This is a genomic window from Paraburkholderia sp. 40 (assembly GCF_050434105.1).
Taxonomy (GTDB): Bacteria; Pseudomonadota; Gammaproteobacteria; order Burkholderiales; family Burkholderiaceae; genus Paraburkholderia; species Paraburkholderia tuberum.
Genome location: NZ_JBNPVY010000002.1, coordinates 2,098,458 through 2,124,748, shown reverse-complemented (window position 1 = coordinate 2,124,748; position 26,291 = coordinate 2,098,458). Strand labels below are relative to the sequence as shown.

24 protein-coding genes are annotated in these 26,291 nt (G+C 62.7%); 5 read left to right on the top strand and 19 right to left on the bottom strand.

Annotation, left to right across the window (positions count from 1 at the left end; all coding sequences use genetic code 11):
* Positions 1 to 19: 19 nt before the first annotated feature.
* From OKW28_RS11095 to OKW28_RS11085, 3 genes are all read right to left on the bottom strand, one after another.
* On the bottom strand, positions 20 to 790 hold the full coding sequence (locus OKW28_RS11095) for an enoyl-CoA hydratase/isomerase family protein (protein ID WP_429445455.1): 771 nt from the start codon (positions 788 to 790) through the stop codon (positions 20 to 22).
* Positions 787 to 2,388 (bottom strand): GMC family oxidoreductase, encoded by a 1,602-nt coding sequence (locus OKW28_RS11090; protein WP_429445453.1) that lies wholly within the window; start codon positions 2,386 to 2,388, stop codon positions 787 to 789. Before OKW28_RS11090 ends, OKW28_RS11095 begins: the two co-directional genes overlap by 4 nt.
* A 72-nt stretch (positions 2,389 to 2,460) precedes the next feature.
* Positions 2,461 to 3,705, bottom strand: coding sequence for a cytochrome P450 (locus OKW28_RS11085; protein ID WP_429445451.1), 1,245 nt, complete (start codon positions 3,703 to 3,705; stop codon positions 2,461 to 2,463).
* A gap of 166 nt (positions 3,706 to 3,871) precedes the next feature.
* On the opposite strand from OKW28_RS11085, the gene OKW28_RS11080 reads away from it, so the two are divergent.
* From OKW28_RS11080 to OKW28_RS11070, 3 genes are all read left to right on the top strand, one after another.
* Positions 3,872 to 4,600: a TetR/AcrR family transcriptional regulator gene (locus OKW28_RS11080; protein WP_429445449.1), complete on the top strand. Its 729-nt coding sequence runs from the start codon at positions 3,872 to 3,874 to the stop codon at positions 4,598 to 4,600.
* A gap of 100 nt (positions 4,601 to 4,700) precedes the next feature.
* The gene (locus OKW28_RS11075; RefSeq protein WP_429445447.1) at positions 4,701 to 5,954 is read left to right on the top strand and encodes an NAD(P)/FAD-dependent oxidoreductase; all 1,254 of its coding nucleotides are present in this window, start codon (positions 4,701 to 4,703) and stop codon (positions 5,952 to 5,954) included.
* A gap of 30 nt (positions 5,955 to 5,984) precedes the next feature.
* Positions 5,985 to 6,305 (top strand): 2Fe-2S iron-sulfur cluster-binding protein, encoded by a 321-nt coding sequence (locus tag OKW28_RS11070; RefSeq protein ID WP_090808834.1) that lies wholly within the window; start codon positions 5,985 to 5,987, stop codon positions 6,303 to 6,305.
* 214 nt (positions 6,306 to 6,519) lie between these two features.
* Here the strand turns inward: OKW28_RS11070 and OKW28_RS11065 are convergent, their stop codons facing one another.
* From OKW28_RS11065 to OKW28_RS10995, 15 genes are all read right to left on the bottom strand, one after another.
* Complete coding sequence (locus tag OKW28_RS11065; RefSeq protein WP_429445445.1) at positions 6,520 to 7,098, bottom strand: nuclear transport factor 2 family protein; 579 nt, start codon at positions 7,096 to 7,098, stop codon at positions 6,520 to 6,522.
* Positions 7,095 to 7,928: an SDR family oxidoreductase gene (locus tag OKW28_RS11060; RefSeq protein ID WP_429403726.1), complete on the bottom strand. Its 834-nt coding sequence runs from the start codon at positions 7,926 to 7,928 to the stop codon at positions 7,095 to 7,097. The genes OKW28_RS11065 and OKW28_RS11060 overlap by 4 nt, the downstream gene beginning before the upstream one ends.
* A gap of 15 nt (positions 7,929 to 7,943) precedes the next feature.
* A complete protein-coding gene (locus OKW28_RS11055; protein ID WP_429445443.1) occupies positions 7,944 to 9,086 on the bottom strand; it encodes an acyl-CoA dehydrogenase family protein in 1,143 nt (380 codons plus the stop codon).
* A gap of 2 nt (positions 9,087 to 9,088) precedes the next feature.
* Positions 9,089 to 10,291, bottom strand: coding sequence for an acyl-CoA dehydrogenase family protein (locus tag OKW28_RS11050; protein ID WP_429445441.1), 1,203 nt, complete (start codon positions 10,289 to 10,291; stop codon positions 9,089 to 9,091).
* Positions 10,292 to 10,369: 78 nt separating this feature from the next.
* Positions 10,370 to 11,149 carry an enoyl-CoA hydratase/isomerase family protein gene (locus OKW28_RS11045; protein ID WP_187617215.1) on the bottom strand — a complete coding sequence of 260 codons (780 nt, stop codon included), beginning with the start codon at positions 11,147 to 11,149 and terminating at the stop codon, positions 10,370 to 10,372.
* A 48-nt stretch (positions 11,150 to 11,197) separates the two neighbouring features.
* Positions 11,198 to 12,091, bottom strand: coding sequence for a crotonase/enoyl-CoA hydratase family protein (locus OKW28_RS11040; RefSeq protein ID WP_429445439.1), 894 nt, complete (start codon positions 12,089 to 12,091; stop codon positions 11,198 to 11,200).
* A 32-nt stretch (positions 12,092 to 12,123) separates the two neighbouring features.
* Entirely contained in the window at positions 12,124 to 13,656 is a 1,533-nt protein-coding gene (locus tag OKW28_RS11035; protein ID WP_429445437.1) for a class I adenylate-forming enzyme family protein, read from the bottom strand.
* A 33-nt stretch (positions 13,657 to 13,689) separates the two neighbouring features.
* Positions 13,690 to 14,505: a 2-oxo acid dehydrogenase subunit E2 gene (locus OKW28_RS11030; RefSeq protein WP_429445435.1), complete on the bottom strand. Its 816-nt coding sequence runs from the start codon at positions 14,503 to 14,505 to the stop codon at positions 13,690 to 13,692.
* Positions 14,506 to 14,556: 51 nt separating this feature from the next.
* Entirely contained in the window at positions 14,557 to 14,787 is a 231-nt protein-coding gene (locus OKW28_RS11025) for a biotin/lipoyl-containing protein (protein WP_018425497.1), read from the bottom strand.
* A 43-nt stretch (positions 14,788 to 14,830) separates the two neighbouring features.
* Positions 14,831 to 15,823 (bottom strand): alpha-ketoacid dehydrogenase subunit beta, encoded by a 993-nt coding sequence (locus tag OKW28_RS11020; RefSeq protein ID WP_429292146.1) that lies wholly within the window; start codon positions 15,821 to 15,823, stop codon positions 14,831 to 14,833.
* Positions 15,820 to 16,806, bottom strand: a complete 987-nt coding sequence (locus tag OKW28_RS11015) for a thiamine pyrophosphate-dependent dehydrogenase E1 component subunit alpha (RefSeq protein WP_429445434.1) — start codon at positions 16,804 to 16,806, stop codon at positions 15,820 to 15,822. The genes OKW28_RS11020 and OKW28_RS11015 overlap by 4 nt, the downstream gene beginning before the upstream one ends.
* A 16-nt stretch (positions 16,807 to 16,822) precedes the next feature.
* Positions 16,823 to 18,532, bottom strand: a complete 1,710-nt coding sequence (locus OKW28_RS11010) for an FAD-binding protein (RefSeq protein ID WP_429445432.1) — start codon at positions 18,530 to 18,532, stop codon at positions 16,823 to 16,825.
* The gene (locus OKW28_RS11005; protein ID WP_429445431.1) at positions 18,532 to 19,890 is read right to left on the bottom strand and encodes an aromatic ring-hydroxylating oxygenase subunit alpha; all 1,359 of its coding nucleotides are present in this window, start codon (positions 19,888 to 19,890) and stop codon (positions 18,532 to 18,534) included. The genes OKW28_RS11010 and OKW28_RS11005 overlap by 1 nt, the downstream gene beginning before the upstream one ends.
* Before the next feature lie 140 nt (positions 19,891 to 20,030).
* Complete coding sequence (locus tag OKW28_RS11000) at positions 20,031 to 20,963, bottom strand: electron transfer flavoprotein subunit alpha/FixB family protein (protein ID WP_429445429.1); 933 nt, start codon at positions 20,961 to 20,963, stop codon at positions 20,031 to 20,033.
* Positions 20,964 to 20,965: 2 nt separating this feature from the next.
* Positions 20,966 to 21,715, bottom strand: a complete 750-nt coding sequence (locus OKW28_RS10995; protein ID WP_429445428.1) for an electron transfer flavoprotein subunit beta/FixA family protein — start codon at positions 21,713 to 21,715, stop codon at positions 20,966 to 20,968.
* Positions 21,716 to 21,852: 137 nt separating this feature from the next.
* Here OKW28_RS10995 and OKW28_RS10990 point away from each other — a divergent pair, with 137 nt between their 5' ends.
* Both OKW28_RS10990 and OKW28_RS10985 read left to right on the top strand, forming a co-directional pair.
* Positions 21,853 to 22,863 (top strand): zinc-dependent alcohol dehydrogenase family protein, encoded by a 1,011-nt coding sequence (locus OKW28_RS10990; protein ID WP_429445426.1) that lies wholly within the window; start codon positions 21,853 to 21,855, stop codon positions 22,861 to 22,863.
* A 31-nt stretch (positions 22,864 to 22,894) separates the two neighbouring features.
* Complete coding sequence (locus OKW28_RS10985; RefSeq protein WP_429445424.1) at positions 22,895 to 23,677, top strand: SDR family oxidoreductase; 783 nt, start codon at positions 22,895 to 22,897, stop codon at positions 23,675 to 23,677.
* Positions 23,678 to 23,805: 128 nt separating this feature from the next.
* Here the strand turns inward: OKW28_RS10985 and OKW28_RS10980 are convergent, their stop codons facing one another.
* Positions 23,806 to 26,289, bottom strand: a complete 2,484-nt coding sequence (locus OKW28_RS10980) for an efflux RND transporter permease subunit (RefSeq protein WP_429445422.1) — start codon at positions 26,287 to 26,289, stop codon at positions 23,806 to 23,808.
* Between the last annotated feature and the right edge of the window lie 2 nt (positions 26,290 to 26,291).

Below are 26,291 nucleotides of genomic sequence, written 5' to 3'. Positions count from 1 at the left end.
GAACATTCGCGTTGACCGACTACGTCTTGCCGGACTGCGCGGCAATACCGGCGAGCCCTTCTAGCGCGAGCCCGTAGCCCAGTTCGTCGAGCATGCGGCGCTTGAACGGCTGCGTGAAGACCGCGCGCGTGTATCGCAGCGTTTCGATCGGCTTCGCCGCGAGTTCGTGCGCCATTTGCCACGCACGTTCGAGCAAGGTGTCGTGCGCGACGACTTCGCCGACGACGCCAAGCTCCCACGCGCGCTGCGCCGTGATGCGCTCGCCGCTGAGAAGAAAGTAGCGGGCGCGGTTGTGACCAATCAGCATCGGCCAGACGATCTGCACGCCGTCCGCCGGCACGACGCCGTGAACAAAGTGCGCCTGGTCCGAGATTTCGGCGCGACTGGAGGCCAGCACGATATCCGACAGCACGAGCAACTCGGCATGAATGAGTGCCGGCCCGTTGATCGCGCCGATAACCGGAACCGGAATGTCCAGCAGTTGCATCAGCAGGTCCTGCCCTTCACGCTGCAGGCGCGGCCAGCCTTTCGCAAGCGGCTCCGTCGGCAACTCGGCGTAATTCATCGCGTCGCAGAACGAATCGCCGGTGCCGGTCAGGATGACTACGCGATTATCGAGGTCGCGTGCGATCTGGTAGAACGCCTCGCCTAGCTGGCTGTGAATGCTGCGATCGAGCGCGCCCCACTTGAGCGGGCCGCCATCGGTATGCAGGCGCACTTGCAAAACACCGTCGCGTCGCTCGAAGTCGATGTTCGTAAAGCGCCCGCTGTAGGCTTCAAGGCGGCTCATCGCGCGTCCTCCAGGATCAGGCCGGCGGCGCGCCATGCCATCGCCATCATGGGGCCATTCGTGTTGCCGGAGATCATCGTGGGTGTTATGGAGAGATCCATCACGCGCAGGCGTTCGACACCGCGCACGCGCAGCCGCGAATCGAGCACGGCAAGCGTGTCCGATCCCATCTTGCAGGTGCCGCAAGCGTGATAGCCGGATTGGCCTTCACGCCGGTAGAGGTCGAGAATCTCGTCATCGGTCTGGACGGCGGGGCCTGGGCGTGTCTCCCCTGCCAGCAGGCTGGCAAGCGGCTCGGCGGCCAGCACGCTGCGCATGAACCGGAATGCAGTGACAGCCATCTGCCGGTCGTACGGATCGGCAAGGTAGTTCGCGACGACTTCGGGCGGCACGCGGGGGTCCGCGGACTGGATCCTGACGTGCCCTTCGCTGCGCGGGCGCAGCGGGTAGCTGAAGAGCTGCATGCCTGGGAACGACTCGAACGCGTAACCGGCCGCGCCGAAATCCATCGAGTACGGCGCCATCATCAGTTGAACATCGGGACGCATCGCATCCGCCGCGGTCTTGACGAAGCCGCCCACCTGGTACGAGCCGAGCGACATCACGCCACGGCGGAACAGCAGATACTGCATCGCGTTGCGCCATAAGCGCATGCCGCTGAACTGGCGGTTCTGCGAATCGCGCCAATGCCGCAGACGGGCTTGAAGCATATATAGATAGTGCTCGCGCAGGTTCCGTCCGACCCCCGGATTCGCCGCCACGACAGGAATGCCAAGCGACTGCAGATGGCCGGGATCGCCAACGCCCGACAACTGCAAAAGCCGCGGCGACTCGATCGCGCCCGCCGAGAGCACGACCTCGCGACGCACACGGTAAGCGATCTGCTGCCCCGCGCTTTCGCACTGCACGCCGACGGCGCGCGTGCCGTCAAACACGATTCGCGCGGCTTGCGTGCCGGTAGCGACTGTGAGGTTCTTGCGCGCCCTCGCAGGCTTCAGAAAGGCTTCGGCCGAGCTTTGCCGACGACCGTTGCGTATCGTGTAGATCAGATAGGCGACGCCCTCATGATCGAGCCTGTTGATATCTTCAACGCGCCGCACGCCGAGCGACCGGCACGCTTCGAGTACGGCCTCGCCAATTCGATTGCGCTGCGCGTACGGTGACACTTTCAGCGGGCCGCCCTCTCCTCGCAGCTCATCGGCGCCGAGCGCGTGATCTTCGATGCGCCGGAAGCAGGGCGCCAGGTTCTGCCAGCTCCAGCCCTCGACACCGAATTCGGCCCATCCGTCGTAGTCCTCGGGATGACCTCGCATATACACCATGCCGTTGATGCTGCTGGAACCGCCGAGCATCTTGCCGCGAAGCCAGATTTCGTTGCGATGCCCGTTGCCATGATCGGGCTGCACCGGAATGAACCAGGCATGAGCCGGGTCGCCCAGCAGCTTGCCAAAGCCTTTTGGCATCCGGATCAACGGATTGCGATCTTCTGGACCTGCCTCGATGAGTAGCACGGTATGGTGCCCGCTCTCCGAAAGACGATTGGCTAGCACGCAACCCGCCGCACCCGCGCCAATCACGATAAAGTCAAACTCGGTCATCTATGCGTTCTCCACCGTCCGTGCCTTGTCGGCCAGCCCCATCCATAGCACGCGAGGCCGGCGTTGTTCCTGTTAGCCGAAGATGACGGGAATCGAATGCGGAACGCGCATCATGATCCCGTTGATCGGTGGCGCTGGCGCGGCCGGATCGAGCCGAAGATTGGGCAGGCGATCGAGAATCGCGTCGAGCGCGCGCGTCATTTCCACGCGCGCCAGGTGCTGGCCGATGCACACGTGGGGGCCATAGGCGAATGCAAAGTGCCGGTGACCCGCCTTGCGATAGATGTCGAACCTGTCCGGATCGGCGAAACGGCTGGGGTCGCGATTGGCGCTGCCCGCCACCACGTCGAGAAATGCGCCGGCAGGAATCTCGACACCGCCGAGCGTGACATCACGCGTCGCCATACGCGACTGCATCAGCACGGGGCCGTCCCAGCGCAGAGCCTCTTCGATCGCCGCCGCGACCAGCGTGCGATCCTGGCGCACCGCTTCGAGCTGTACCGGATCGCGCAACAACGCAAGCAACAGTACGCTGGTCGCGCGATAGGTCGTGTCGCCGCCCGCATTCACCAGCTGGCGAAGAAACGAAATGACGACCTCGTCCGGTAGCCGCTCGCCGTCCACCTCCGCGGTGGCCAGCGAGCTCACCAGATCGTCGCCGGGATTACTGCGGCGCTCGTCGACGAGCCGCGCGAAATAGGTGCCCAGCTTCGTTGATGCCTCCACGCCATGCTCGACATCGATCGAAACCAGCGTCTGTGCGATTGCGAGCTTGTGAAAGATCTTCACATCTTCCGGCGGCAATGCCAGTTGCCGATAGATGATGTTGAACGGGTAGTGAAGCGTGAACTCGTTGACGAGATCCGCATGTCCGCGATCCATGAACTTCGACATCAGCTCGCTCACCACTGGGTCGACCAGCGTATCGCCCCATGCCGCGACGGTGTGCGGCAAAAAGGCCTTCTGGAAGATGCGGCGGTAGCGCGGGTGCTCGGGCGCATCCATCGTCGAGATACTGCGCCCGAAGCTGATGCCGAGATTGCGCTCGTACGACTTGTTCGAAAACGTTGCCGGGTCGCCAAGCACCTTCGAGACCTCGTCGTATCCGAATACGGAATAGTGCGCGACATCGGACATGGTCAGGTCCGCCGCGCCGCCCATCAGCACACGGTAGTCACCTTCCTGAACCGCAGCCTTTTCCCGCAGTTCCGCAATGCGTGGATAAGGGTCCGCATCGGCACCGTAAGCGAGTGAATCCTCGAAAAAGGGGTTGAACTTAGGATCGTCGAAGTCCTCAAGTCGCAGCGCGCCGGCCATGGTTCCTGTCTCCATTAATCGTTTGTTTGCAGGCACCTCTGCTTTTGCGCGAGGTACCAATAGTTGAACTATGTTCTATTTTGCACAAGTGTGCAAGATCGATTTATCATTCGCGGAAGGGGATGTTGCGCGCTTTCTGGCTCGCGCCCGCCATCAAAGGGAAACCATGCCGTCCAGCACCACGCACGCCGCCAGCAGACGGGCGACTGCCATCAATGAGCCGCGTGCCACGGCGCGCAGCACGACGCCAGAGCGCATTCTCGATACGGCCGAGCGGCTGTTCGCGATGCACGGCTACTTCGGCACGTCGATTCGCGACATCATGCAGAGCTGTGGCATGGAGCTGAGCCTCGCGCGGTACCACTTCGGCAGCAAAGACGCGCTGTTTCAGCAGGCGATCGGCCGTCGCGCCGCGGTGATCAGCCGGCAGGTCATCGAATCGCTCGAGGCCGAACTGGCACCCCTGCAAGGCGAGCGCCCCGACGTGGAAGCAATCGTGACCGCACTTTCCGCAGCGGCCTTCGCGCATCTGAAGAGCGGCGATCCGGGGTGGCGAAATTACTTGCGCCTGCTAACCCAGATTGGCTGTCTTCTGGAGCGCCCCGATCTCACGGCGCCGTTTTATGACCAATACGCGCCTGCGGCCGCGCGCTACCGTGACGCCTTCGCCAAGGCACTTCCCCGCGTCACGCGGGAGACCGTCGAACTGGTGCAGCATTTCGTCGAGTCCGTGTTTCATCTCGTGCTCAACGAGCTTTACGCGCAGGAAGCACGCTCCGGAGCCAAGGCACTCACGACAGCACATATCGAGCGCATGCGCACCTATCTGATTCGTTTCGCGGTTGGCGGCATCGAGGCGATGGTCAGCTCCGCCTCGGCCCAACGGGGTTCATGAGCATTGACAGTCGCAGCGACCGTCGTTCACAATTTAGAACATTATTCAGACTTACTGTGGCCGCAGCGAGCCTGCGACCGTGCGAGATGGAGTTAGCCTCATGACAGCTGGAGACGCAGAGAACATCGCGCTGATCGTCGGGGCGGGTCACGCAGCAGGAGAATGCGCGACCGCGATCCGCGAACAGGGATGGACGGGACGCATCGTGATGGTGGGAGAAGAACCGCATTTGCCCTACCAACGGCCGCCGCTCTCCAAGGCATTCCTGTCGGGCGAATCGACCGCCGAGCAGCTGTACCTGAAACCGCTGTCGACGTACGACAAAGCGCATGTCGAGTTCATCCCGAACACGCGCGCGCAGCGCATCGACCGTGACGCGAAACGGGTCACGCTGTCCAACGGCAGCGAAATCAGCTATACGAAACTGGTTCTGGCCACCGGCGGCCGCGCGCGGCGCCTAGCGTTGCCGGGTATCGAAGCGACCGAGAAGCTGCAGAATTTTCACTACCTTCGCACGCTCGATCACGTCGCGCGCATTCGAAACCAGTTTCATGCCGGCTCACGCCTCGTGATCATCGGCGGTGGATATGTCGGGCTGGAAGTGGCTGCGGTAGCCGTGAAGCGCGGCTTGCGCGTCACCGTGCTCGAGGCGTTGCCGCGCGTCCTCGCGCGCGTCACGGCTCCCGAGCTTTCCAGGTTCTACGAGGAAGTTCACCGCGAAGCCGGAGTCGATATCCGTACCAACGCGATCGTGAGTGGCTTCGAACTCGACGCATCCGGCGACGCCGTTGCCGCCGTGTGCTGCGCGGACGGCACGCGCGTCGCCGCGGATCTCGTCATCGTCGGCGTGGGACTGGAGCCCGCCACCGAACTCGCGCAAGCGGCCGGCCTTGCTGTCGACAACGGCATCATGGTCGACGAACACACGCGCACGTCCGACCCGGACATTTTTGCGGTCGGGGATTGCACCAACCACCCCAACCCTTCCCTTGGACGCCGCCTGCGTCTCGAGTCGGTCCCTAACGCGCTGGAGCAGGCCCGCACCGCCGCTGCGTCGTTGTGCGGCAAGGAGCGTGTCTACAACAGCGTGCCGTGGTTCTGGTCCGACCAATACGATCTGAAGCTCAAGATGGTCGGCTTGTCCCTCGGCTACGACGAGTTCGTCCTGCGCGGCGATCCCAAAGCCCGCTCTTTTTCGGCGTTTTATCTTAAGGACGGCGTCATGCTCGCGGCCGATACGGTCAGCCGTATACCCGAATTCGTGCTGGCCAAGCGTTTCGTTGCCGAGAAAATTCCGGTCCGCGCCGCCGATCTCGCCAACGAATCGATCCCGTTGAAAAGTCTGCTTCCCTAGTCCAATTCATTTTTCAGAGGTTCAGAAGCCATGCCGCTCATTCGATTCATCCAGCCGGACGGCAGCGAGGCCGCCGTAAGCGCCAACGTTGGCGATTCAGTCATGCAAACAGCGGTGAACAATCAGATCCCAGGCATTCTCGGCGATTGCGGGGGCAGCTGCAGCTGCGCAACCTGTCACGCGTATGTCGACGACACCTGGAGCAGCCACATGCCAGCGGCGGAATCCTATGAAGTCGACATGCTCACCTGCGCGATGGACGTGCGCGAAAACAGCCGTCTGACATGCCAGATCTTCATGACGCCGGAACTGGACGGGCTGGTGGTGCGTCTGCCCGATCTGACGGCGTAAGCGCGAGGAGCACGGAGGCCTGCCGCACGACGCCGATCCCCGACGCTGCCTCAGGCATCGGCGCGGCTGGCGCGGTATCTGACGACGCTCGGCGAACAGGGGATCGGCGTCGATCTCCACGATGCGGAAGTTTGCGCGGACCTCACTCCTTGCATACCTCGCCAGTCCCACGAATGGCTACGTGGCGGGCCAGGAGCCGAAGACGAGACCGCGCTTACGGCGCTTTCGTCAACGCGTCGATCGCGTGCTGTTCGCTGTTGCTCCAGAACGCCGCCCACGTGGGAAATCCTTGCGGAAGACGCGGCTGATACCGATCGCCTTCATACTTGCCGGGCCAGTTCTGCAAGCGCGGCGCACCGGGGCGAGCGAGCCAGTCCGTCGAATACCAATGCTGTTCGTCGCGACGCTCGAAGCACCACTGCCCGTCGCGCCGCACATAGTGATCAAAGTAGCAGATCGCCATCACCACCCACGCTCCGTTGTCCTCGTGCTCCGCGCGACAATAGACGCTTCCCGTCGCATGGTCGGCATCGATGAAATCGACGACGTGGCCGCAGATCTGGTGAACGCTGCGATAAAAGCCGCGCAGAATATGCTCGGACCCGTAGAACGTCTTCAATGCCGCGCGCCCTACGCCCCATCGGCCGCAATCGACGTCTTCGGCGAACAGTTGCACCAGGCTGTCCAGATCGCGCGAATCGACCGCGAGCGCGTATCGGACGGGCAACTGCTGGATGGCGAGCTGCGCCTCAATGCGCTCGATACGCGCGAGCAGCGCTGAATCCGTCGTCATGCCTTCCCCTTCGTAGCGTTGGCCATCGCGGCCGGGCGCGCGCGGATCTCGTCGGCATAGTAAGGCTGGTGTGAAAGAAGTCCGCCATCGACGTTGAACACCTGGCCCGTGACGAACGCCGCCTCATCCGAAGCGAGATACACCACCGCGTGTGCAATGTCTTCGGGCTGCCCGAGGCGAGGCGTGAGATGGTGGCTCAGCATCATCTCTCCGGTCTCCCCCGCGTAGTACGCCTGGGTCACCGGCGTGACGATCAGGCCCGGAGCGATCGCGTTGCAGCGTATCCCCTCCTTGCCGTGCTGCGCGGCGACGTAGCGCGTCAGCGCCTCGATACCGGCCTTGCAGACACCGTACGCGCTGTACCCCAGCGCGCCCGCCTGAGCGGCACCGGAAGAGGTATTGATAATCGAACCGCCGCCTCGTGCGCGCATCAGCGGCAGCGCGCACCGTGAGGCCAGCATGGTGCCGCGAAGATTGATGCGCATCGTGTCGTCCCAGACCCCGACGTCGAGTGCCTCGACTGCCGCATCGACCGTACTGGAAAGCGATGTGGCCGCGGCGTTGTTGTGCAGGATATCGAGCCCGCCCCAAGTCTTGAGCGTCAGATCGAACAATGCATCGATCGAACTTTCGTCGCCGATATCGACCTGCGCCGGGACCGCGTGCCCCCCCGCTTCGTTAATACGACGAACCTGTTCCTGCGCGCCTTCGAGATTCAGGTCCGCCACGACGATCAAGGCGCCCTCCTGCGCGAGCCTGGCGGCACAGGCAGCGCCGATACCGGATGCGGCCCCGGTCACGATGGCAATCTTTTGCTTCACGCGTTGCATGATCTGCTCCCTGTCTCAGACCGTTATCGGTGTCCGGCCGCCTGCTGCAACGCGGTCGAGATGAAAGTCGATATCGCCGAACATCTTCTCCATCATCGTCATCTTGCGGAAGTAGTGCCCTACCGGATATTCCTCGGTGAGCCCCATGCCTCCGTGCAACTGGATGCCCTGCGCGCAAACGAAGCGATTGGCGCGCGCGGCAACGGCTTTGGCCGCCGAGATGACGCGGCTGCGTTCGGCCGCCGGGCCGTTCAGGTGCGCGATCCCGCAGTACAGCATCGAGCGCGCTTCCTGCGTGGCGACGAACATCTCAGCCATGCGATGCTGCAACGCCTGGAACTTGCCGATCGGCTGGCCGAACTGCGAGCGTCCCTTGATGTACTCCGAGGTGATCGCCATCACGGCTTCCATCATGCCAAGGCTCTCGGCCACGCTCGCGAGACTGGCGAGTTCCGTTGCCTGCATGAGCACCTGCAGCGAGCGTTCGGGTCCGACGATCAATGCATCTTCACTGAGCTCGACGTTATGCAGGTCGATATCCGCGGCACGCGATCCATCGAGCAAGCGGTACGACCGGCACGTCACGCCCGCGGCCCGGCGATCGACAAGAAAAACGCCCACGCCTTGCGACGCGCCTTCGACTCGCGCGGTCACGAGCAGCTGGTCCGCCGACGCGCCGGCGATCACCAGTGTCTTCGCGCCGCTGATCAGGTAACCCGAGGCGCTCTTGAGCGCGCGCGTTTGCGCGTGGCATCCCAGCTTGTACCGGCTGCCCGCTTCGCTGTCCGCGAGCGACAGCAGCAGCGTGCCGTCGATGACGGCGGGCAGCAGCGTCTCACGCCGGCGCCGCGCATCGCCTCGTTCGATGATCGTGGCGCAAAGCAGCGCCGTCTGCACGACCGGCTCGAGCGCCATACCGCGGCCAAGCGACTCCATCACGATCGCCGTTTCAACGAACGAGCACCCGAGACCGCCGACGTCTTCCGGCATCGTCAGCCCCAGCCAGCCAAGTTCGGCATAGGCGCGCCAATGTTCGCGGCTGAAGCCCTCTTGCTCCGATGCGATGCGCGTGCGCGCCTCGAATCCATACTCCTGCTGAACGTAGCGCTCTGCGCCGTCCTTCAGCATCAATTGTTCTTCGGAGAAGTTGAAGTCCATGGCTACAGTCCAAATGCCAGCTTGGCAATGATGTTCTTCTGCACTTCGCGCGCGCCGCCATAGATCGTGGATGCGCGAGCGATCAGATAGCCCGACGTGCGGCCGCCCATGTAATCCGGCCAATTTTCGTCGACCGCCAGATCACCCTGCGGCTCGCCGTGGTCGTCGAAACGCATCGCGCGGGGACCGAGTGCGTCCATTTGCAGCTGCGTCACGCGCTGTTGCATCTCCGACCCGCTGATCTTCAGCGCAGAGACGACCGCATCGAGATTGCGCTCGCTATTCTCTTCCGCAAGGATGCGGAGCACCGACCATTCGAGCGCCATCAGGTCCGCTTCGACCTCCGCGACCTTGCGCGCGAACCCGGGTGTATCGATGAGCCGCACGCCGTCCTCCCGCTCCTGCCCCGCGATGTCTTTCGCGCGTTGCAGCTCGCGTTTGTTGAAATACAGGAACGCGCTCGCCGTGCGCTCCTTCTCGAGGAGGTACTTCGCATAGGTCCATCCCATGCCGGCCTCGCCCACCAGATGCGACTTCGGCACACGCACGTTTTCGAGGAACACTTCATTCAGGCCCTTGCCGCCCTCGATCGAAACGATCGGACGCACCGTGATGCCCGGTGTGTCCATTTTGACCAGCAGGAAGGAAATGCCTCGTTGCGGCTTGACGCTCGTATCGGTCTTGACGAGGAAGAAGCCCCAATCGGCAATCGTTGCGTCGCTGGTCCAGATCTTCTGGCCGTTGATCACGTACTCGTCACCGTCGAGCACGGCCGTGGTCTTCAGTCCAGCCAGATCCGAGCCCGCGTTCGGCTCCGAAAAGCCCTGGCACCAGAACTCGTCGCCACGCAGAATAGGCCCGAGAAAACGCTCCCTCTGCCAGTCCGAGCCGAACGCGATGATGACGGGCGCCACCATCTGCGTCGACTGCCACCCATAGTCCATGGCATCGGCGTTGTACAGCTCTTCCATGAAGATGTGCTTGCGAAGCGCGCTCCAGCCGGTGCCGCCATGTTCGACGGGCCAATGGGGCGCACCCCAGCCGCGCTCGTACAGAATGCGCTGCCATCTGCGGATGTCATCGCGCGCAGGCGGATGCACGCCGACACGCCAGCGGCGTGAAATGTCGGCCGGCGCATGCTCACTGAAAAACGTTCTGACTTCCCGACGAAATGTTTCGTCTTCCTCGCTGTAGCCGAAATGCATGCCTGACTCCTGAATCTCTTGCGCCCTCGTTTGTCTGCTCTGTCGCGCCACTGCGCCGCGCTCGTGCGGGTGCTCCGCCTAGCGGCCTCTGAAAGCCGGGGCGCGTTTTTCTCTCGCGGCGAGCCGGCCCTCCGCGGCGTCCTCGGAGTTCACCGCAAGCGCCACCGCGTTCAGTTCCTGCGCAAGAAACTCTTCCATGCCACCGGGGTTCAACCTGAACAACTGCTTGGTCAGCCCGAGCGAGAACGTCGGGCCAGCCGCCAGTTCGCCAGCCAGCTTTTCGGCGGCCGCGTCCAACTCGCCGTCCTCGACGAGATGACTGGCAAGACCCATATCGAGTGCTTCCTTGCCGCTCAGCCGGCGATTCAGATACATGATTTCCTTGGCGCGAAACTCGCCGCAATGACGCGCAAGCAGATACACCATGCCGCCTTCAGGTAGGGTGGCGCGCATCAGGAATGCGGGAATGAACTGCGCCGTATCGGAAACGATCAGCTGGTCCGCGCACAGCGCAAAGCTCCAGGCAATTCCCACGGCAACGCCTCGTACCGCCGCGACCACTGGCTTGTTCAGGTTGTACAACCGAAGCGCGATCTTCTGATACACCGCCATCGATGCGCGCGCATGCGCCACGCTCATCTGCGGTGGCGCGGCACCGCTGCCCTTGATGTCGGCGCCGGCGCAAAATGCGCGGCCTGCGCCCGTGAGAATCACCGCGCGAATCTCCGGATCCTTTTCGATGCGATCGAGGTGGCCGAGAATCAAATCAAGCATTTCCGGCGTCAGCGCGTTGAGCTTCTCGGGGCGGTTCAGACACAGCGTCGCAACCGCGCCGTTCAAAGTGAGTTCAACATCCATGATGTTCGGATCTTCGTTTGAGTGTGGTTCGTCCGTTCGACGGTCTGGTCAACTGCCGCGAGCATGCAGGCGGATCATCCCGTCGCCGAACGGCTCGTCGCGGCGCTTGAGCGCTTCTTTCAGGCCAACCGCTTCCATGTCCGCCTTGAACTGCGAGCGGCGCGGCCCCTGGCTCTGGTGGGCCCGCGAGTCGTTTTCCACCGCGAGCCGCTGAAGCGTGCGCGAACCGGCCAGCTCCAGCCCGATGTTGACAATGCGCTTGTTGGCCGCAAGCAGATCGGCATCGACAAACGACAGACGGCGTGCCAACTCGCCCACCTCCGCTTCGAGCTGCTCTGCCGGCACCGCATCCATGACGAGCCCGATCTTCGCGGCATCGCGGCCCGTCAGCGAGTCGCCAGACAGCAGCAGGCGCTTCGCCCACTGCGGGCCGACGTGATAGAACCACATATGCGCAGGTGGCGAGCCGTTCGCGCGCGTGGCGGGAAAGCCGATCCTTGCGTTGTCGGCGGCGATCACCATGTCGCACGCTAGCGCGAGATCCGTGCCGCCCGCAAGACAGTTGCCATGCACCTGCGCGATGATCGGCTTGTGGATATCGGCCATCAGGTTGACCGTCTCCGACTGCCGCTCCATCGACCAGCAGTCGTCGTCGAAGCTGCGAATCGTTCCGCGATAGTCCCCCGGATCAGCGGCGTCCGCGGCACGATCCGAATACGTCGTCACCAGATCGTAGCCTGCGCAGAAATCGCGGCCAGCTCCCGACAGCACGATCACGTTCACCGATTTGAGGTCGTCGGCTTCGAGCAACGCCGCCTTGAGTTCCTGCAGAAGCGGATTGTTGATGGCGTTGCGCTTGTCCGGACGACTCAGCGTGATGCGCGCAATGCGTTCCGCCACTTCAAACTTCACGCATTCCGAAGTTTTCAGCCATTTGGCCATGGTCGATTCTCTCCAATTGAGGCGATTGCCGCTCACTGGGCAAACTGCCTGCGCAGACTCACCTTGCTGATCTTGCCCGTCGGCAGCCTCGGCAATTCGTCGACGAATGCAATGGCTTTCGGACATTTGTAGCTCGCGATCAAGCCGCGACAGAACTCGATCAATTCGGCTTCGCCGGCTTGCTCGCCACGGCGCAAAACGACGATCGCCTTGACGCACTCTCCCCACTTCTCGTGCGGCACGCCGATCACCGCCACGTCGATGACTGCCGGATGCTGGAGCAGCGCATCTTCGACTTCACGGCTGTAGATGTTCTCGCCGCCGGAAATGATCATGTCCTTCTTGCGGTCGACGAGGAAAATGTAGCCGTCCTCGTCCTGGTAGCCCATGTCGCCCGAGCGATACCAGCCATCGCGCAGTGCTTCCACCGTCGCCACGCTGTTGTTCCAGTAGCCACTCAACTGCGTCTGCGAGCGCAGCCAGACCTCGCCGGTCTGGCCTTGCGGCAGATCGTTGCCGTGGTCGTCGACGATGCGCAGGTCGATGCCGGGGCACGGGCGCCCCACCGATGCGAGACGCCGCACCTGTTCCGGAGACCCAAGCGGCTTGACCTCATGCGCGGGCAACCAGCAGGCGTTGCTCTCGGTCATGCCGTATTGGACCGAAAACACCGGGCCGAGCGCCTGAATGCCGCGCGACAGCAGCGGCGCAGGCACCGGCGCTGCCGCCGTGACTATGTTCTCGATGCTGGACACGTCATAGCTCGACAGCTCGGGCACATCGAGGACCGCCTGAAGCATCGCGGCAACCATGAACGTGAAGGTGATCCGTTCTTCGGCGATCGTCTCGAGCATTTGCTTCGGCTCGAAGGCGCGATGCACGACCGTCGTGCCGCCCATCCAGGCCACCGAATTAACGAAGCCAATCCCGCCGACGTGGAACGCCGGCGTCGTCTGTAGCACGCGGGTATTGCCCGAAAACTCCGTCACGAGCGCGCAGCTTTCCGCAGTGACGCACATGGCATGGTGCGTGCGCACGACGCCCTTGGGACGCCCCGTGGTGCCGCTCGTGTACATCAGGTACGCGTAGTCTTCCGGTTTCGAACGGATCGGCGGCCCTTCCATTGGGCCGGCTTTCATCACCGCCTCGAATGAAACGGCCCATTCCGGCGCGTCGCCAATGCAGATGTACTGCTCGATTTCCGGCAGTTGCGAACGCAGCCCGTTCACGACGTCGGCATACTGAGCTTCGAATACGAGCGCTTTAGGCGCCGCATCCTGAAGAATATAAAGAATCTCCGCGGGAGCCAGCCTGAAATTGACGGTTGCCAGAATGAAGCCGGCCCACTCGCATGCACGGTAACTCTCGTAGTACTCCGCGCAATTCATCGCGAGGATCGCAACCCGGTCCTGGCGCCGCAGGCCGCGCTGATATAGCGCTCCCGAAAAGCGGCGTGCACGCTCCGCCAACTGACTGTGCGTCAGACGCCGGTCGGCGTACACGAGCGCCGTGTGATCGGCATGCAAGCGAGCGTTTCGCTCGATCATCTCGCCAAGGGTTCTCATCTCAATCCCGTCGTTGTTTTGTCAGATCGACTGTTAGCCAGCGAGCGTCTGCGGATCGGCCAGCACGGTTCCAATGAATGCGGCGAAGCGCGCCGCGTCGGCTCCGTTGATCACGCGATGGTCGTAGCTGAGCGACAGGGGCAGCATCTTGCGCCAGCTGACGCCGCCGTCATCCGCCGGCGCGGCCGCCAGCCGGGTTTTAGTCACGCCGAGAATCGCCACCTCCGGCGCATTGACGATAGGCGTAAAACCAGTACCGCCAAAGCCGCCGAGCGAACTGATCGAAAAGCAACCGCCCGACATCTCTGCCATCGATAAACCCTTTTCGCGAGCCTTCTGCGAAATTGCTGCAAGTTCCACCGAGAGTTCTTCGACGCTCTTCCTGTCGCAATCGCGCAGCACCGGCACGAGCAATCCGAAGCGCGTGTCCACGGCGACCCCGATGTGGAAGTACTTCTTCAGAACGATGTTTTTGCCGTCACCGTCGAGCGACGCGTTGAATTGCGGGAACTCCTGCAAAGCCCGCACCACGGCTTTGATAAGGAAGACGAGCGGCGTCAGCTTAACCGCCGTGCCCGCCTCGTTACGGGCCTTGCGATAGATTTCGAGCGACGTAATATCAGCGTCGTCGTGGTGGGTCACATGCGGGATCGTCAGCCAGTTGCGCGACAGGAAGGCTCCTGTGAGCTTCTGGATGCGCGACACCGGCTTGACTTCCACCTCGCCGAATTCGGCGAAATCGACCTGCGGCCAAGGCGGCAGATTCGCGCCGAACGCGGGGACTGCGGCCTCGCCGGGGCCGGTATTCACATTGGACTGCGCTCGCGTAGTAACGGATTCGACACTCATCGCGGATGCCTCTTCGAACGACTGTTGGATGGCGTGACGGCCTGCGGCCAATCAGACGATTTCCGCCAGCACCGTGCCGACGGGATACACCTCGCCAACCTGGGCAACGATGCGCAGCGTGCCCGATGCGGGCGACTCGACTTCCTGAATCGATTTGTCGCTCTCGAGCGCGTAGAGAATCTGCCCTTCGCTCACGGTTGCGCCGTCGTCCGCCAGCCATTCGGCTAGCGTGCCTTCGTTCATGGAAAAGCCCAGTTTGGGAAGCAGAACTTGTGTGGTCATGACCTTGCTCTATTGATGATGGAATTCCGGGTGTTCGTGCCTGTCATTTCAGCGTCGCGCGAACCGCCGATTCGATTTCGGCCACGCCCGGTACGAACGCATCTTCGAGCGGCTTCGAGAACGGCACGGGGCAGAATTGCGCGCCTACGCGCTGCACGGGCGCCTTGAGCTCGCGAAACAGGGCTTCGTAGATACGGGATGCGATTTCCGCACCCACGCCGAACGGTTTGACGGCTTCGTGCACGACAACGGCGCGCCCGGTTTTTGCAACCGAAGTCAGAATAGTTTCGGTATCCAACGGAGAGACGGTGCGCAAATCGATCACTTCGCAGGCGATACCGTCCTTCGCGAGCGCCTCCGCGGCAACCATCACCTCCTGCACGCGGCGGCTGTAACTGATCAACGTGACGTCCGTGCCTGCGCGCACGACGTTGGCCTTTCCAAGCGGGATCGCCACGCCCCGCTCCGGCGCACTGCCCGGATTCCAGTAGGTCGGCATGTTCTCGATGAAAAGGCAAGGGTCGTCATCACGGATGCAGGACAGCATCAAGCCATACGCATCGGCAGGATTCGACGGTGTGACGACCTTGATGCCGGCAACGTGCGCAAACCAGGCCTCGAGGTAGTCGGCGTGCTGACCACCCGTGCCGAAGCCCGCGCCCGTCATGGTGCGGATGACGATCGGCACATTGGTCTGTCCGCCCGACATGAACCGCAGCTTCGCGGCGTGATTCACGATCATGTCCATCGCGACGGTCGTGAAGTTCATCAGCATGATTTCCGCCACAGGACGCATCCCGACCATCGAAGCGCCGATTGCCGCACCGATGATGGCCTGCTCCGAAATCGGCGTCGAACGCACCCGCGACGTGCCGTATTTCGACGACAGTCCCTTCGTTACGCCGACAATGCCACCCTCCTGGCCGTCGGCAACGTCTTCACCCAGCACGATTACGTTGGCGTCGGCGGCCATCGCGTCGTCGAGCGCGAAGTTGACCGCCTGGATGGTGTTGATGTTGGTTGGCTGCTGGCTCATGCAAGCACCTCGTCCTTGAAGATGTCGCGCCGAAGCTCCGCGACATCGGGATATTCGCTCGACAGCGTGAATTCGACCGCAGCGTCGATCTGCGCCTCGTGTTCGGCTTCCATCGCAACCAGTTGCTCCTCGGTCGCATGCTTCGCATCGATGAGCCACTGACGGAACAGCGGCACCGGATCCTTCGCGAGCCAGGCGGCCTTTTCGTGCTTGTCCATATAGGCGTCCGGGTCGCCGAACACGTGCCCCTGAAAGCGGAACGTGTTCGCTTCGATCAGCGTCGGGCCGCCGCCGTTGCGCGCGCGCTCGACCGCTTCACGCGCCGCCCTGTGCATCTGAATCGGATCGTTGCCGTTCACCGTGATGCCGGGCATCTGGTACGCGACGGCGCGCTGGGCGATGTTCGGCACGGACGTGCCATACGCGTATTTGGTGTGCTCGGCATAGCCGTTGTTCTGGCAGACGAAAATCACCGGCAACTTCCACACGGACGCCATGTTCAGCGACTCGTGGAAGGCGCCAATGTTTGATGCGCCGTCACCGAAGTAGGCCACGGCCACGCGCGATTCACCACGAATCTGCGCGGCGAGCGCAAGCCCATTTGCGATCGGCATCGAACTGCCGACAATTCCGGTCGTCACCATGACGCCCGACGCGGGATGCGTGACGTGCATCGGGCCGCCCTTGCCTTTGCACGTCCCCGTCACTCGCCCTCCGAGCTCGGCCCAGAGTTCCTTGAGCGGCACACCTTTGGCGATCATGTCGTGGACGCCGCGGTAGATCGTGCAGATGTAGTCGTCGTCGGTGAGACACACCGACATCGCCGACGGAATCACTTCCTGCCCGCGCGGCGAGTAGTACGGCATCACCAGCTTGCCTGCCTTGATAACGGCACGAAAGCGCTCATCGTTCTGCTTGATGAGAGCCATGCGCCTGTAGATGTCGACCAGGACTTCGCTGCTGGGCGGCTGATAGGCATTCATTCGTCACTCTCCTGTGTCACCAGATCTTTTGCGCGCCGCTCGCATGCAGCGCCGCGATATAACCGAACACGAACGATGCGCCGATGCTGCTGCCGGCGCCCGGATAACACCGGCCAACCACGGATGCCGTGCAGTTGCCGGTGGCGTACAGTCCAGGGATTTGCGAGCCGTCGTCCTTCAGCACACGTCCGAACTCGTCGGTCACGAGACCGCCTGCCGTGCCCACATCCCCTGGATACATGCGCACGGCGTAGAACGGCCCCTCCTCGATCGGCCCGAGATTGGGGTTCGGTTTGATGGTCGGGTCTCCATGACAGCGATCGAATGCGCGCGAGCCGCGACCGTAATCTTCGTCGACGCCCGTTTCGCAGAAGCCGTTGAAGCGCTTGACGGTCTCGAGCAGCCCAGCACGGTCGATACTGCATTTCGCGGCCAGTTCTTCGAGTGTGTCAGCCTTGATCATGTACCCACTGTCGAGCCACTTCTGCGGAATCTGGCCCGGCATCGCCGTGCCCCACGGGTAGTACTTACGCTGCCGGCTGTCCATGACGACCCATGCGGGAACGGCCTTACCCGTCTGCCTGTGGCGCTGGTACATGCGTTGACCGATTTCCATGTACGCTCCCGCTTCGTCGCAAAAGCGCTCGCCGTCCTGATCGACCATGATCGAAAACGGCAGCGACAGGTCGAGGTGATGCATGAACGGCAGCGGCGAGCCATCCGGCGCGCGTGCACCTTCGGGCAGTTCCTCGTTGGGACCGAGCGACGTCACGACCCACCACGCTTCCTCCATGCAGTCCACTGCGCCGCCGAGCGCAATCGCGGCTTGCAGGATTTCACCGGTATCGCCCGGATTCGCATTGGTCCAGTCCGCGGACGACGGCTGCGGCTGGTACCTGCGGCGCATTTCCGCGTTGTGTGAAAAGCCGCCGGTATTCATCAGGACGCCTTCGCGAGCGCGCACGCGCAACTCGCGGCCGCTGCGTACCGCGACGATGCCGGTCACGCGTCCGTCCTCGACGATGAACTCGCGCACCGGCGTGTCCGTCCAGATCGGCACGTTCGCGCGCAGCGCCATCTGCAGCATGCGCCCTTGAATCGCCGCGCCGTTGGCCACGAGCTCCTTGCCGGTGATCTTCTGATAGAGCATCCGGCCACCCAGTTGCATCGCCTTGCGCTTGCCGCCCCACGTCCGCTTCATCAGAAACAGTTGCGGATACTCGTCCGAGTTGGCCGGCATCGACGGGCCCTTGTAGCGCGACAGACGCGGCGCCCATTCGCCCAGTTCCTTCACGTCGAACAACCTGGCCAGCAGCGACCGGCCACGCGGCTCGCCGCCGGGCAGCGTGTCGTAGTAATCGGACCAGCCGTCCGCGTACACGAACTGCATCCCCTGCTGCTCGAGAAACTCGGCCATCTTCGGGCCGGTGCGCAAGTAAGCCTCGCGTCGCGCGTCAGAAGTCCCCGGCCCTTGATAAGTAACCGCCGCATCGAAGTACTGGCGCGCGCGTTCATAGGAATCGCTGACGCCGTGACGCTTCATCACATGATTGTTCGGAAGCCACCAGACCCCGCCCGAATATCCGGTCGAGCCACCGACCTTCGCCTGCTTCTCGATGATCAGTGCTTCTTTGCCCACCGACTTGCAGGCAAGCGCCGCACACATCGAACCCCCGCCGCTGCCGACCACCACGAAGTCGTAGGTTGCGTCCCAGTTTGTCGACATCACTCATCCCGCGCGATGAATTCGCGCAGCGCGCGATGAAAGTTCGAAACCGACGATTCCTGCAGCGGATTGGTGCGCAAACCCTTGAAGCCGCGCGACTTCATGCCCTGCTGAACGTTGGTCATGTTCTGGAAGTCCTGCCACAGGATCAGGCCGAAGTTCTCCTGCGAGTTCTCCTTCCAGTCGTCCACGCCGTAATAGAACTCGCGCTTCAACGGCGGCTCCGCCCCAGGCGCGAAGCGCTGCAGCGACCAGATGTCGTAGATGCACGAATCCGGGTTGTCGCCATCCGGCCGCGCGCGATAGAACAATGCGCCGTCCGGGTACGGCAGGAACACCAGATTCGGAAACACGTGCCAGTCCGCTCCCGCGCGACCCAGTTGTTCGAAAGAGATCTCGGGCCAGCCCGCACCCTCGGCGATGGCCGCCTCGCGCTGAAATTCCATCGCCTTCCCGAGGACTTCGAACTGGTTACCCGACGGCGACATTTCGGTCATCAGGCGCTTCGCGGCTTCGTAATCGCGCGCGGTATTGATCGCTTTCAGAGTCTCTTCCATTACCCGGAAAAAGTTCACGAGCCCCTGGCGTACGTCTTCCGGCATCGGCTTGCCGGTTCGCGGCGAGGGCGCGCCGATCATCCGCGTAGCCGTCGAATAACCAAACATCCCATGGCGGCCATAGGAGAAACTGCGCGTCACGTCATCGCCGGCGACGTCGAGCAGTTGCGGATGGGTTGCCGCTACGTGATAGCCCTCGTTGAACGCTTCGAGTGCGACCTTCCAGTTGCACGGCAGACGAATCGACTTGTACCAGCGGTAGCGCATCTTTTCGAACTCGAAGCAGTTCGTGATCTCCGGCACCGGGTCGAGAAATTTCGCGAGCGGCTCTGCATCCGGATCCATATTGATGAACACGAACCCGCCCCACGTATCGACCAGCACGTCCTTGAGACGAAGGTCCCCGTCAGCCATTTCCGGGCAACCTTCCCAATCTTGCCTGTCGAGCACACGCGCAAGACTGCCATCCAGATTCCACTGCCAGCCGTGATAGGCGCAGTGAAATTTCGCGGCCTTGCCACAGCCATTAGTCAGGCGCCGGCCACGGTGCTGGCAGACGTTGAAGAAGGCCTTAATCTGATCTCCCGCGGTTCGCACCACGATGATCGATTCGCCGGCCACGTCAAAGGTCACGAAGTCGCCCACGTTGGGAATCTCTTCCAGACGGCAGGCGACCTGCCAGATTCGCGGCCAGAGGCGCTCGTTCTCGCGCTCGAGAAACTGCTTCGACAGGTAACTGTCCTTCGGGACAAAATCGAGGCGGACAGTGTGCTCACCCGAATCGGGACTGGTGTTACCCATTGTTATCTCCTTCGTCATATGGCCGGCGTAGGCACCGGTTCCGGCTTTTTATGTGGCGGCCGCGCAGTCGACGGCCCTATTGCAACTATCAGTTCAATTATCTTGAACAGCGTTCTGGCCAGTGTCAATCCGGGCGAACGTCAATCGAGCGCCGCGGTCAGTGCCGGCACGGCCTCGAAGAGGTCGGCGCTCAGACCGTAGTCGGCCACCTGAAAGATCGGCGCCTCGCTGTCCTTGTTGATCGCGACGATGACTTTCGAGTCCTTCATACCGGCGAGATGCTGAATCGCGCCCGAGATACCCACCGCGATATACAACTGAGGCGCGACGATCTTGCCGGTCTGGCCGACCTGATAGTCGTTCGGCACGAAGCCGGCGTCGACCGCGGCGCGCGACGCGCCGACTGCGGCGCCAAGCTTGTCCGCGAGCGCGTCGAGCAGTTTGAAGTTGTCGCCGTTCTGCATGCCTCGGCCTCCCGACACCACGATGTTGGCTGCCGCAAGCTCCGGCCGGCTCGATTTCGTCAGTTCCTGGCCGACGAAACGGGCCTTGTCGAAAGCCGCTGCCGATGCGACTGCGCGCGACGGCGCGGCGGCCGAACCGGTAGCGGCCGCATCGAAGGCGGTCGGACGAATCGTGACGACCTTGATTGCGTCGGACGATTGGACCGTGGCGAGTGCATTGCCGGCGTAGATCGGACGCACGAACACATCGGGGGCCTTGAAAGCGATCACGTCGGAAATCTGCGCACTGTCGAGCAGCGCGGCCACCCGTGGCATGAAGTTCTTGCCCACGGCCGTGGAGGCCGCGATCACGTGCGTATAACCGCTAGCCAGCGAAACGACGAGTGCGGCCAGATTTTCCGGCAGCCCATGCGCGTATTCGGGTGCATCCGCGACGAGCACTTCGGCGACGCCGGCAACGTTCGCGGCCTGCTCTACCACCGCCGACGCGCCGTGGCCTGCGACCAGTACATGAATGTCGCCGCCCGCAGCGCCCGCCGCCGTGATGGCGTTGAGCGTGGCGCGCTTGAGGCTTGCGTTGTCGTGTTCGGCGATTACGAGAATAGTCATGATCAGATCACCTTCGCTTCGTTACGAAGCCTTTCAATCAGCGCTGCAACATCGGGAACCATCACGCCGCCCTTACGCGCCGGCGGCTCGGTCACTTCGAGAACCTTCAGACGAGGTGCAACGTCGACCCCCAGCGCGTCTGGGCTCAGCGTCTCCAGCGGCTTCTTCTTCGCTTTCATGATGTTGGGCAGCGTCACGTAGCGCGGACTGTTCAGACGCAAGTCCGTCGTGACCACCGCCGGCAGATCGAGCGCGACACGCTCGAGTCCGCCATCGATCTCACGCGTGACGAGTAGTTGTTGACCGTCCACCTCCGTCTTGAACGCGAACGTGGCTTGCGGCCAACCGAGCAACGCGGCGAGCTTCTGGCCGGTTTGTCCCGCGTCGTTGTCGATGGCCTGCTTGCCGAGCAGCACCAGTTGCGGAGTTTCCCGCGCGGCCACGGCGGCCAGCAGCTTGGCGACCGCGAGCGGTTGCAGATCCGCATCGCTTTCCACCAGCACCGCGCGATCAGCCCCCATCGCGAGCGCCGTACGCAGCACCTCCTGCGATTGCGCGGTTCCCGCCGACACCACGACGACTTCACTCGCCACGCCCGCTTCCTTGAGGCGCACCGCCTCCTCCACCGCGATCTCATCGAACGGGTTCATGGCCATTTTCACGTTGGCCAGATCGACGCCCGAACCATCGGATTTCACCCGAGGTTTCACGTTGTAGTCGATCACGCGCTTCACCGCGACCAGTATTTTCAATTTGACGCTCCGAACGCTTTGTTGAACAATGTTCTACATTCTGAACTCATTTTTTTGTAGCTGTCAACGAGAAGAATGAGGAGAACGTCGCTTTTCGCTCAATTCGACGCCCTCGTTCGACACCATGGAGACGACCAATGAAGCTCTATAGATGTGAACGGTTTGAAGGTATTGCGGGTCTGGCATTGCGCGAGGAACCCGATCCGGCGCCGCCCGGCGCTCATCAGGTACTGGTACAGGTCAATGCGAGTTCGTTGAATTTCCGCGAGTTGCTGCTGATCAACGGTGCGTATCGCGACTGGATGGCGCCTAACTTCATTCCGGCCTCGGACGGCGCGGGCGTCGTGCTTGCCGTCGGCCCAGGCGTGCGGCGCTTCCGACCCGGCGACCGGGTGATGGCCAATTTCGCGCAGAACTGGCACGGCGGCACTCGCCCGCAACACGCGGATACGCTGGGCCGCGGCGCTATCGTCGAAGGCATGCTGCGCGACAAGGCGGTGCTGAGCGAGGAAGAACTGGTTAGCGTTCCGGATCATCTTTCCGACGAGGAGGCCGCAACGCTGCCTTGCGCCGCGCTCACCGCATGGAACGCGCTGTGCCAGCATGCGCCGCTGCTGCCGGGCCAAACCGTGCTCGTACAGGGCTCTGGCGGGGTATCGCTGTTCGCTCTGCAGCTCGCCCGTCTGTTCGGCGCGCGCGTGATCGCGACTTCGTCGAGCGAAGCGAAGCTCAAACGGCTTGCCGAACTCGGCGCCGACGCCACGATCAACTACCGCGACACGCCGAATTGGGATGACGCCGTGCTGCGCCTGACCGATGGCTTTGGGGTCGATCTGGTCGTCGAGGTGGGCGGCGCCCAAACCTTCGGCAAGTCCATTGCCGCCACTCGCGACAGCGGGCGCATCAGCGTGGTCGGACTGCTGACCGGCGCCCCTTCTCCCGGCGAAGGATTCTTCACGCGCGGACTGTCGATCGCGCCGATCCGCGTCGGCTCCCGTCAGGATTTCGAAGCGATGAACCGCGCGATCGGACTGCACAAGCTCAAGCCCGTCATCGACTCGGTTTATGACTTTGCGCGCGTACCGGATGCGCTGCGGCACCTCGAAAGCCAGCAGCATTTCGGCAAGATCGTCATTCGCCACCAGTAACCAGCCTTCGCATGATCCACGGAGTCAGACTATGAAACTCTTTTCACTGGAAGGACAGATTGCGCTCGTCACCGGCGCGTCGCGCGGCCTCGGCTTCGCCATGGCTAACGCGCTGGCGGCAGCGGGTGCGACGGTGATACTGTGCGCGCGTTCGCGCGCGAGCCTCGAAACCGCTGCGGAATCGATTCGTAAAGCGGGCGGCGACGTCGATATCGAACCGTTCGACCTCACCGATCAGGGCGCAATCAGAAACGGCGTTCGCAACGTCCTTGCACGCCACGGACGCATCGATGTCCTGCTCAACAATGCCGGCATTTGCGAGTGGAGTGATTTTCTGCAGTCGAACCTCGACATGTGGCAAAGAACGATGGATACCAACGTCACGGCCGCCTACGTGCTCGCGCAGGAAGTTGCGCGCCCGATGATCGAACACGGACACGGACGCATCATCAACGTCGGGTCTTATGTGTCGGTGCTCGGTCGCGAGAAGCTGCAGGCATACGTGGCCAGCAAGCACGCGATTGCCGGACTGACGAAATCGCTCGGCGCGGAACTGGGCCGGCACGGCATTCGTTGCAACGGCATCTGCCCCGGCTACTTCCTCACCGAAATGGCCGAGCCTGTCACGTCCAACCCGCGGATGAAGGAAATCGTGCGCTCGCATATCTCGGTGGGACGCTGGGGGAACCCCGAGGAACTCGGCGGCGTCGCGGTTTTTCTCGCCTCCGAAGCGAGCTCCTACATGAATGGGCAAATGCTGATGGTCGACGGCGGGGTCTCGGAGATCCTGAGCTTCTCGATGTCCGTGGTGTAGCGCAACGAGTGGTTCGCCCCAACGCGCCGCGTGACCTGCAGGCAAACCGGCCCGCTATCTCCACGGATAGCGGGCCAATTCTTTTGTCCTGCCAGGGTGCCGCGCGAAGAGCGACACCCGTTACGCAGTCACGACCGCAGCGTTGCCTCACCGCTACAGGCCTCGACCTTCGTGGAACCGGCGGCGCCGCCCTTCGCCACTGCTTTACGCGAAATGCCTTGCAGCAGGAAATGCGACAGCGCCGGAATGAGGATCAGCGCGCCGATCATGTTCCACAGGAACATGAACGTGAGCAGGATGCCCATATTGGCCTGGAACTTGATCGGCGAGAACGCCCACGTTATGACGCCGGCAGCCAACGTCACACCGACCAGCGCCACGACCTTCCCGGTGAACTGCACCGCGTGCCGATAGGCTACACGCAGCGGCTGCCCTGCGCGCTGATACGCGAGCTGCACACTCAGCAGATAGAGCGCATAGTCGACGCCGATGCCCACGCCCAGCGCGATCACCGGCAGCGTTGCCACCTTCACGCCGATGCCGAGCTTGACCATCAGCGCCTCGCACAGCACCGACGTGATCCCGAGCGGCACGACCGCCACCACGACCGCGCGCCAGCTGCGGAACGTGATGAAACACAGCAGGATCACCGCTGCATACACCATCAACAGCATCGTGCGGTTCGCCTTGGCAACAACGACGTTCGTCACCGCGTCGATGCCCGCCGACCCGGCGACCATCAGGAACTGATGATCGGCGTCGCTATGGGTTTTCGCGAATGCCTCTGCAGCCTCCATCACGCGCGACAGCGTCGCCGCTTTGTGATCGGTCAGATAGGCGATGACCGGTGCGGTGCCGCAGGTCTGGCTCAGCAGATCAGGATGATCGAGCAGGATCTGCCACACCGTCTTGTTCACGATCGAAGGCACGCGGTCGATCGTGTACCACTTCGGGTAGCCCTCGTAGAACCCGGACGTCACCCAGCGCGCGAGACCGCCGACCGAGGTGGTGGTCTGCACCCCCGGCACGCCCCGCAGTGTGGTTTCGAGCCGGTCCGCCTCGAGCACCAGCGGGAAGTTGTTGGCGTCGCAGGTGCCGTGCGACGACTTGCCGATCACGACGAACAGGTCGCTCGACAGACCGTAGTGCGCGTTGGTGTACGCGTTGTCGAGGTTATAACGCGACTCCGGCCTGAGTTCCGGCGCGCCCGAATCGAGGTCGCCGATCTGCAGGTGCTGACTGATCGACAAGCCGAGCACCGTGAGCGCCGCCGCACAAGCGATCGCACCGACAGCCCAGCGGCGCTCGGTGAAGCGATCAAGCAGATTCCACAACGCGCCCGCCGACGAGGTGCCACGTGCGTCGTTCTGCTCGCCACGCACGCTGCGTCGTGCAGCCGACGGACTCACACCAACGTATGACAGTAGTACCGGCAGCAGCAGCAGGTTGGTGAAGACCAGCACGCCCACGCCAACGCTCGCGGTAAATGCCAGATCCCTGATTACCGGAATGTCGATTACCATCAGCACAGCGAAGCCAACCACGTCCGCAAGCAACGCCGTGAGACCGGCGAGGAAAAGCCGCCGGAACGTGTAGCGCGCCGCCACGTAGCGATGCGTGCCACGCCCGATGTCCTGCGTGATCCCGTTCATCTTCTGCGCGCCGTGCGAGACGCCGATCGCGAAAACGAGAAACGGTACGAGCACCGAGTACGGGTCTAGCACATAGCCGAGCGTGCGAATGATGCCGAGCTGCCAGACCACCGCAATCAGCGAACACGCCACCACCAGCAGCGTGCTGCGATAGCAGCGCGTATAGAGAAAGATCACGACGAGGGCGATCCCCGCGGCCACGCCGAAGTACATCGCTACCAGCTTGAGTCCGTCGATCAGGTCGCCGATCAGTTTCGCGAAGCCCACCACGTGAACCTGCACCTCGCCGCGGCCCTCCGCTTTGATGACCTCGTCGATCCGGTGCGAGAGCTTCGCGTAGTCGAGCGGCTTGCCGGTATCGGCGTAATGATCGAGCAGCGGCAGCTGGATCATGCTCGAATGCAGATCGTTCGACACGAGGCTGCCCACGATGTTGGCGCGCGCAACGTTGGTGCGCAGCTGTTCGACTGCCTGCGCGGACGCGTCGAAGCCGTCCGGCATCACCGGTCCCCCTGCGAAGCCGCGCTCCGTGACCACGTTCCAGCGCACGATCGGCATCCAGAGCGACTTCACGCCAGGCCGGTCGACGCCCGGAATCAAAAACAACGCGTCGTTGATACGCCGCAGCGCCGCGAGATATTTCGGATCGTAGATGTCACCCGACGGATTCTCGACGACGATCCGCAGCGAATTGCCGAGTCCTTTCAGATCCGCCTTGTTGGCGAGGTAGTTTTTGATGTACGGATGCGACAGCGGAATCATCTTCTCGAAGCTCGCATTCACATCGAGCCGCAGCGCCTGAAATCCCAGCACCGCCGTAATGATCGCGCAGATGACGATGAGCCACGGACGCCGGTTGAAGATCAACCGCTCGAGCGCGTTACCCGAGCGCGTATCGAACTCGGCAAGATCCGCCACCACGGGCATCTTGTCGAATTGGGCATTGTTGCCGCCAGCCATGT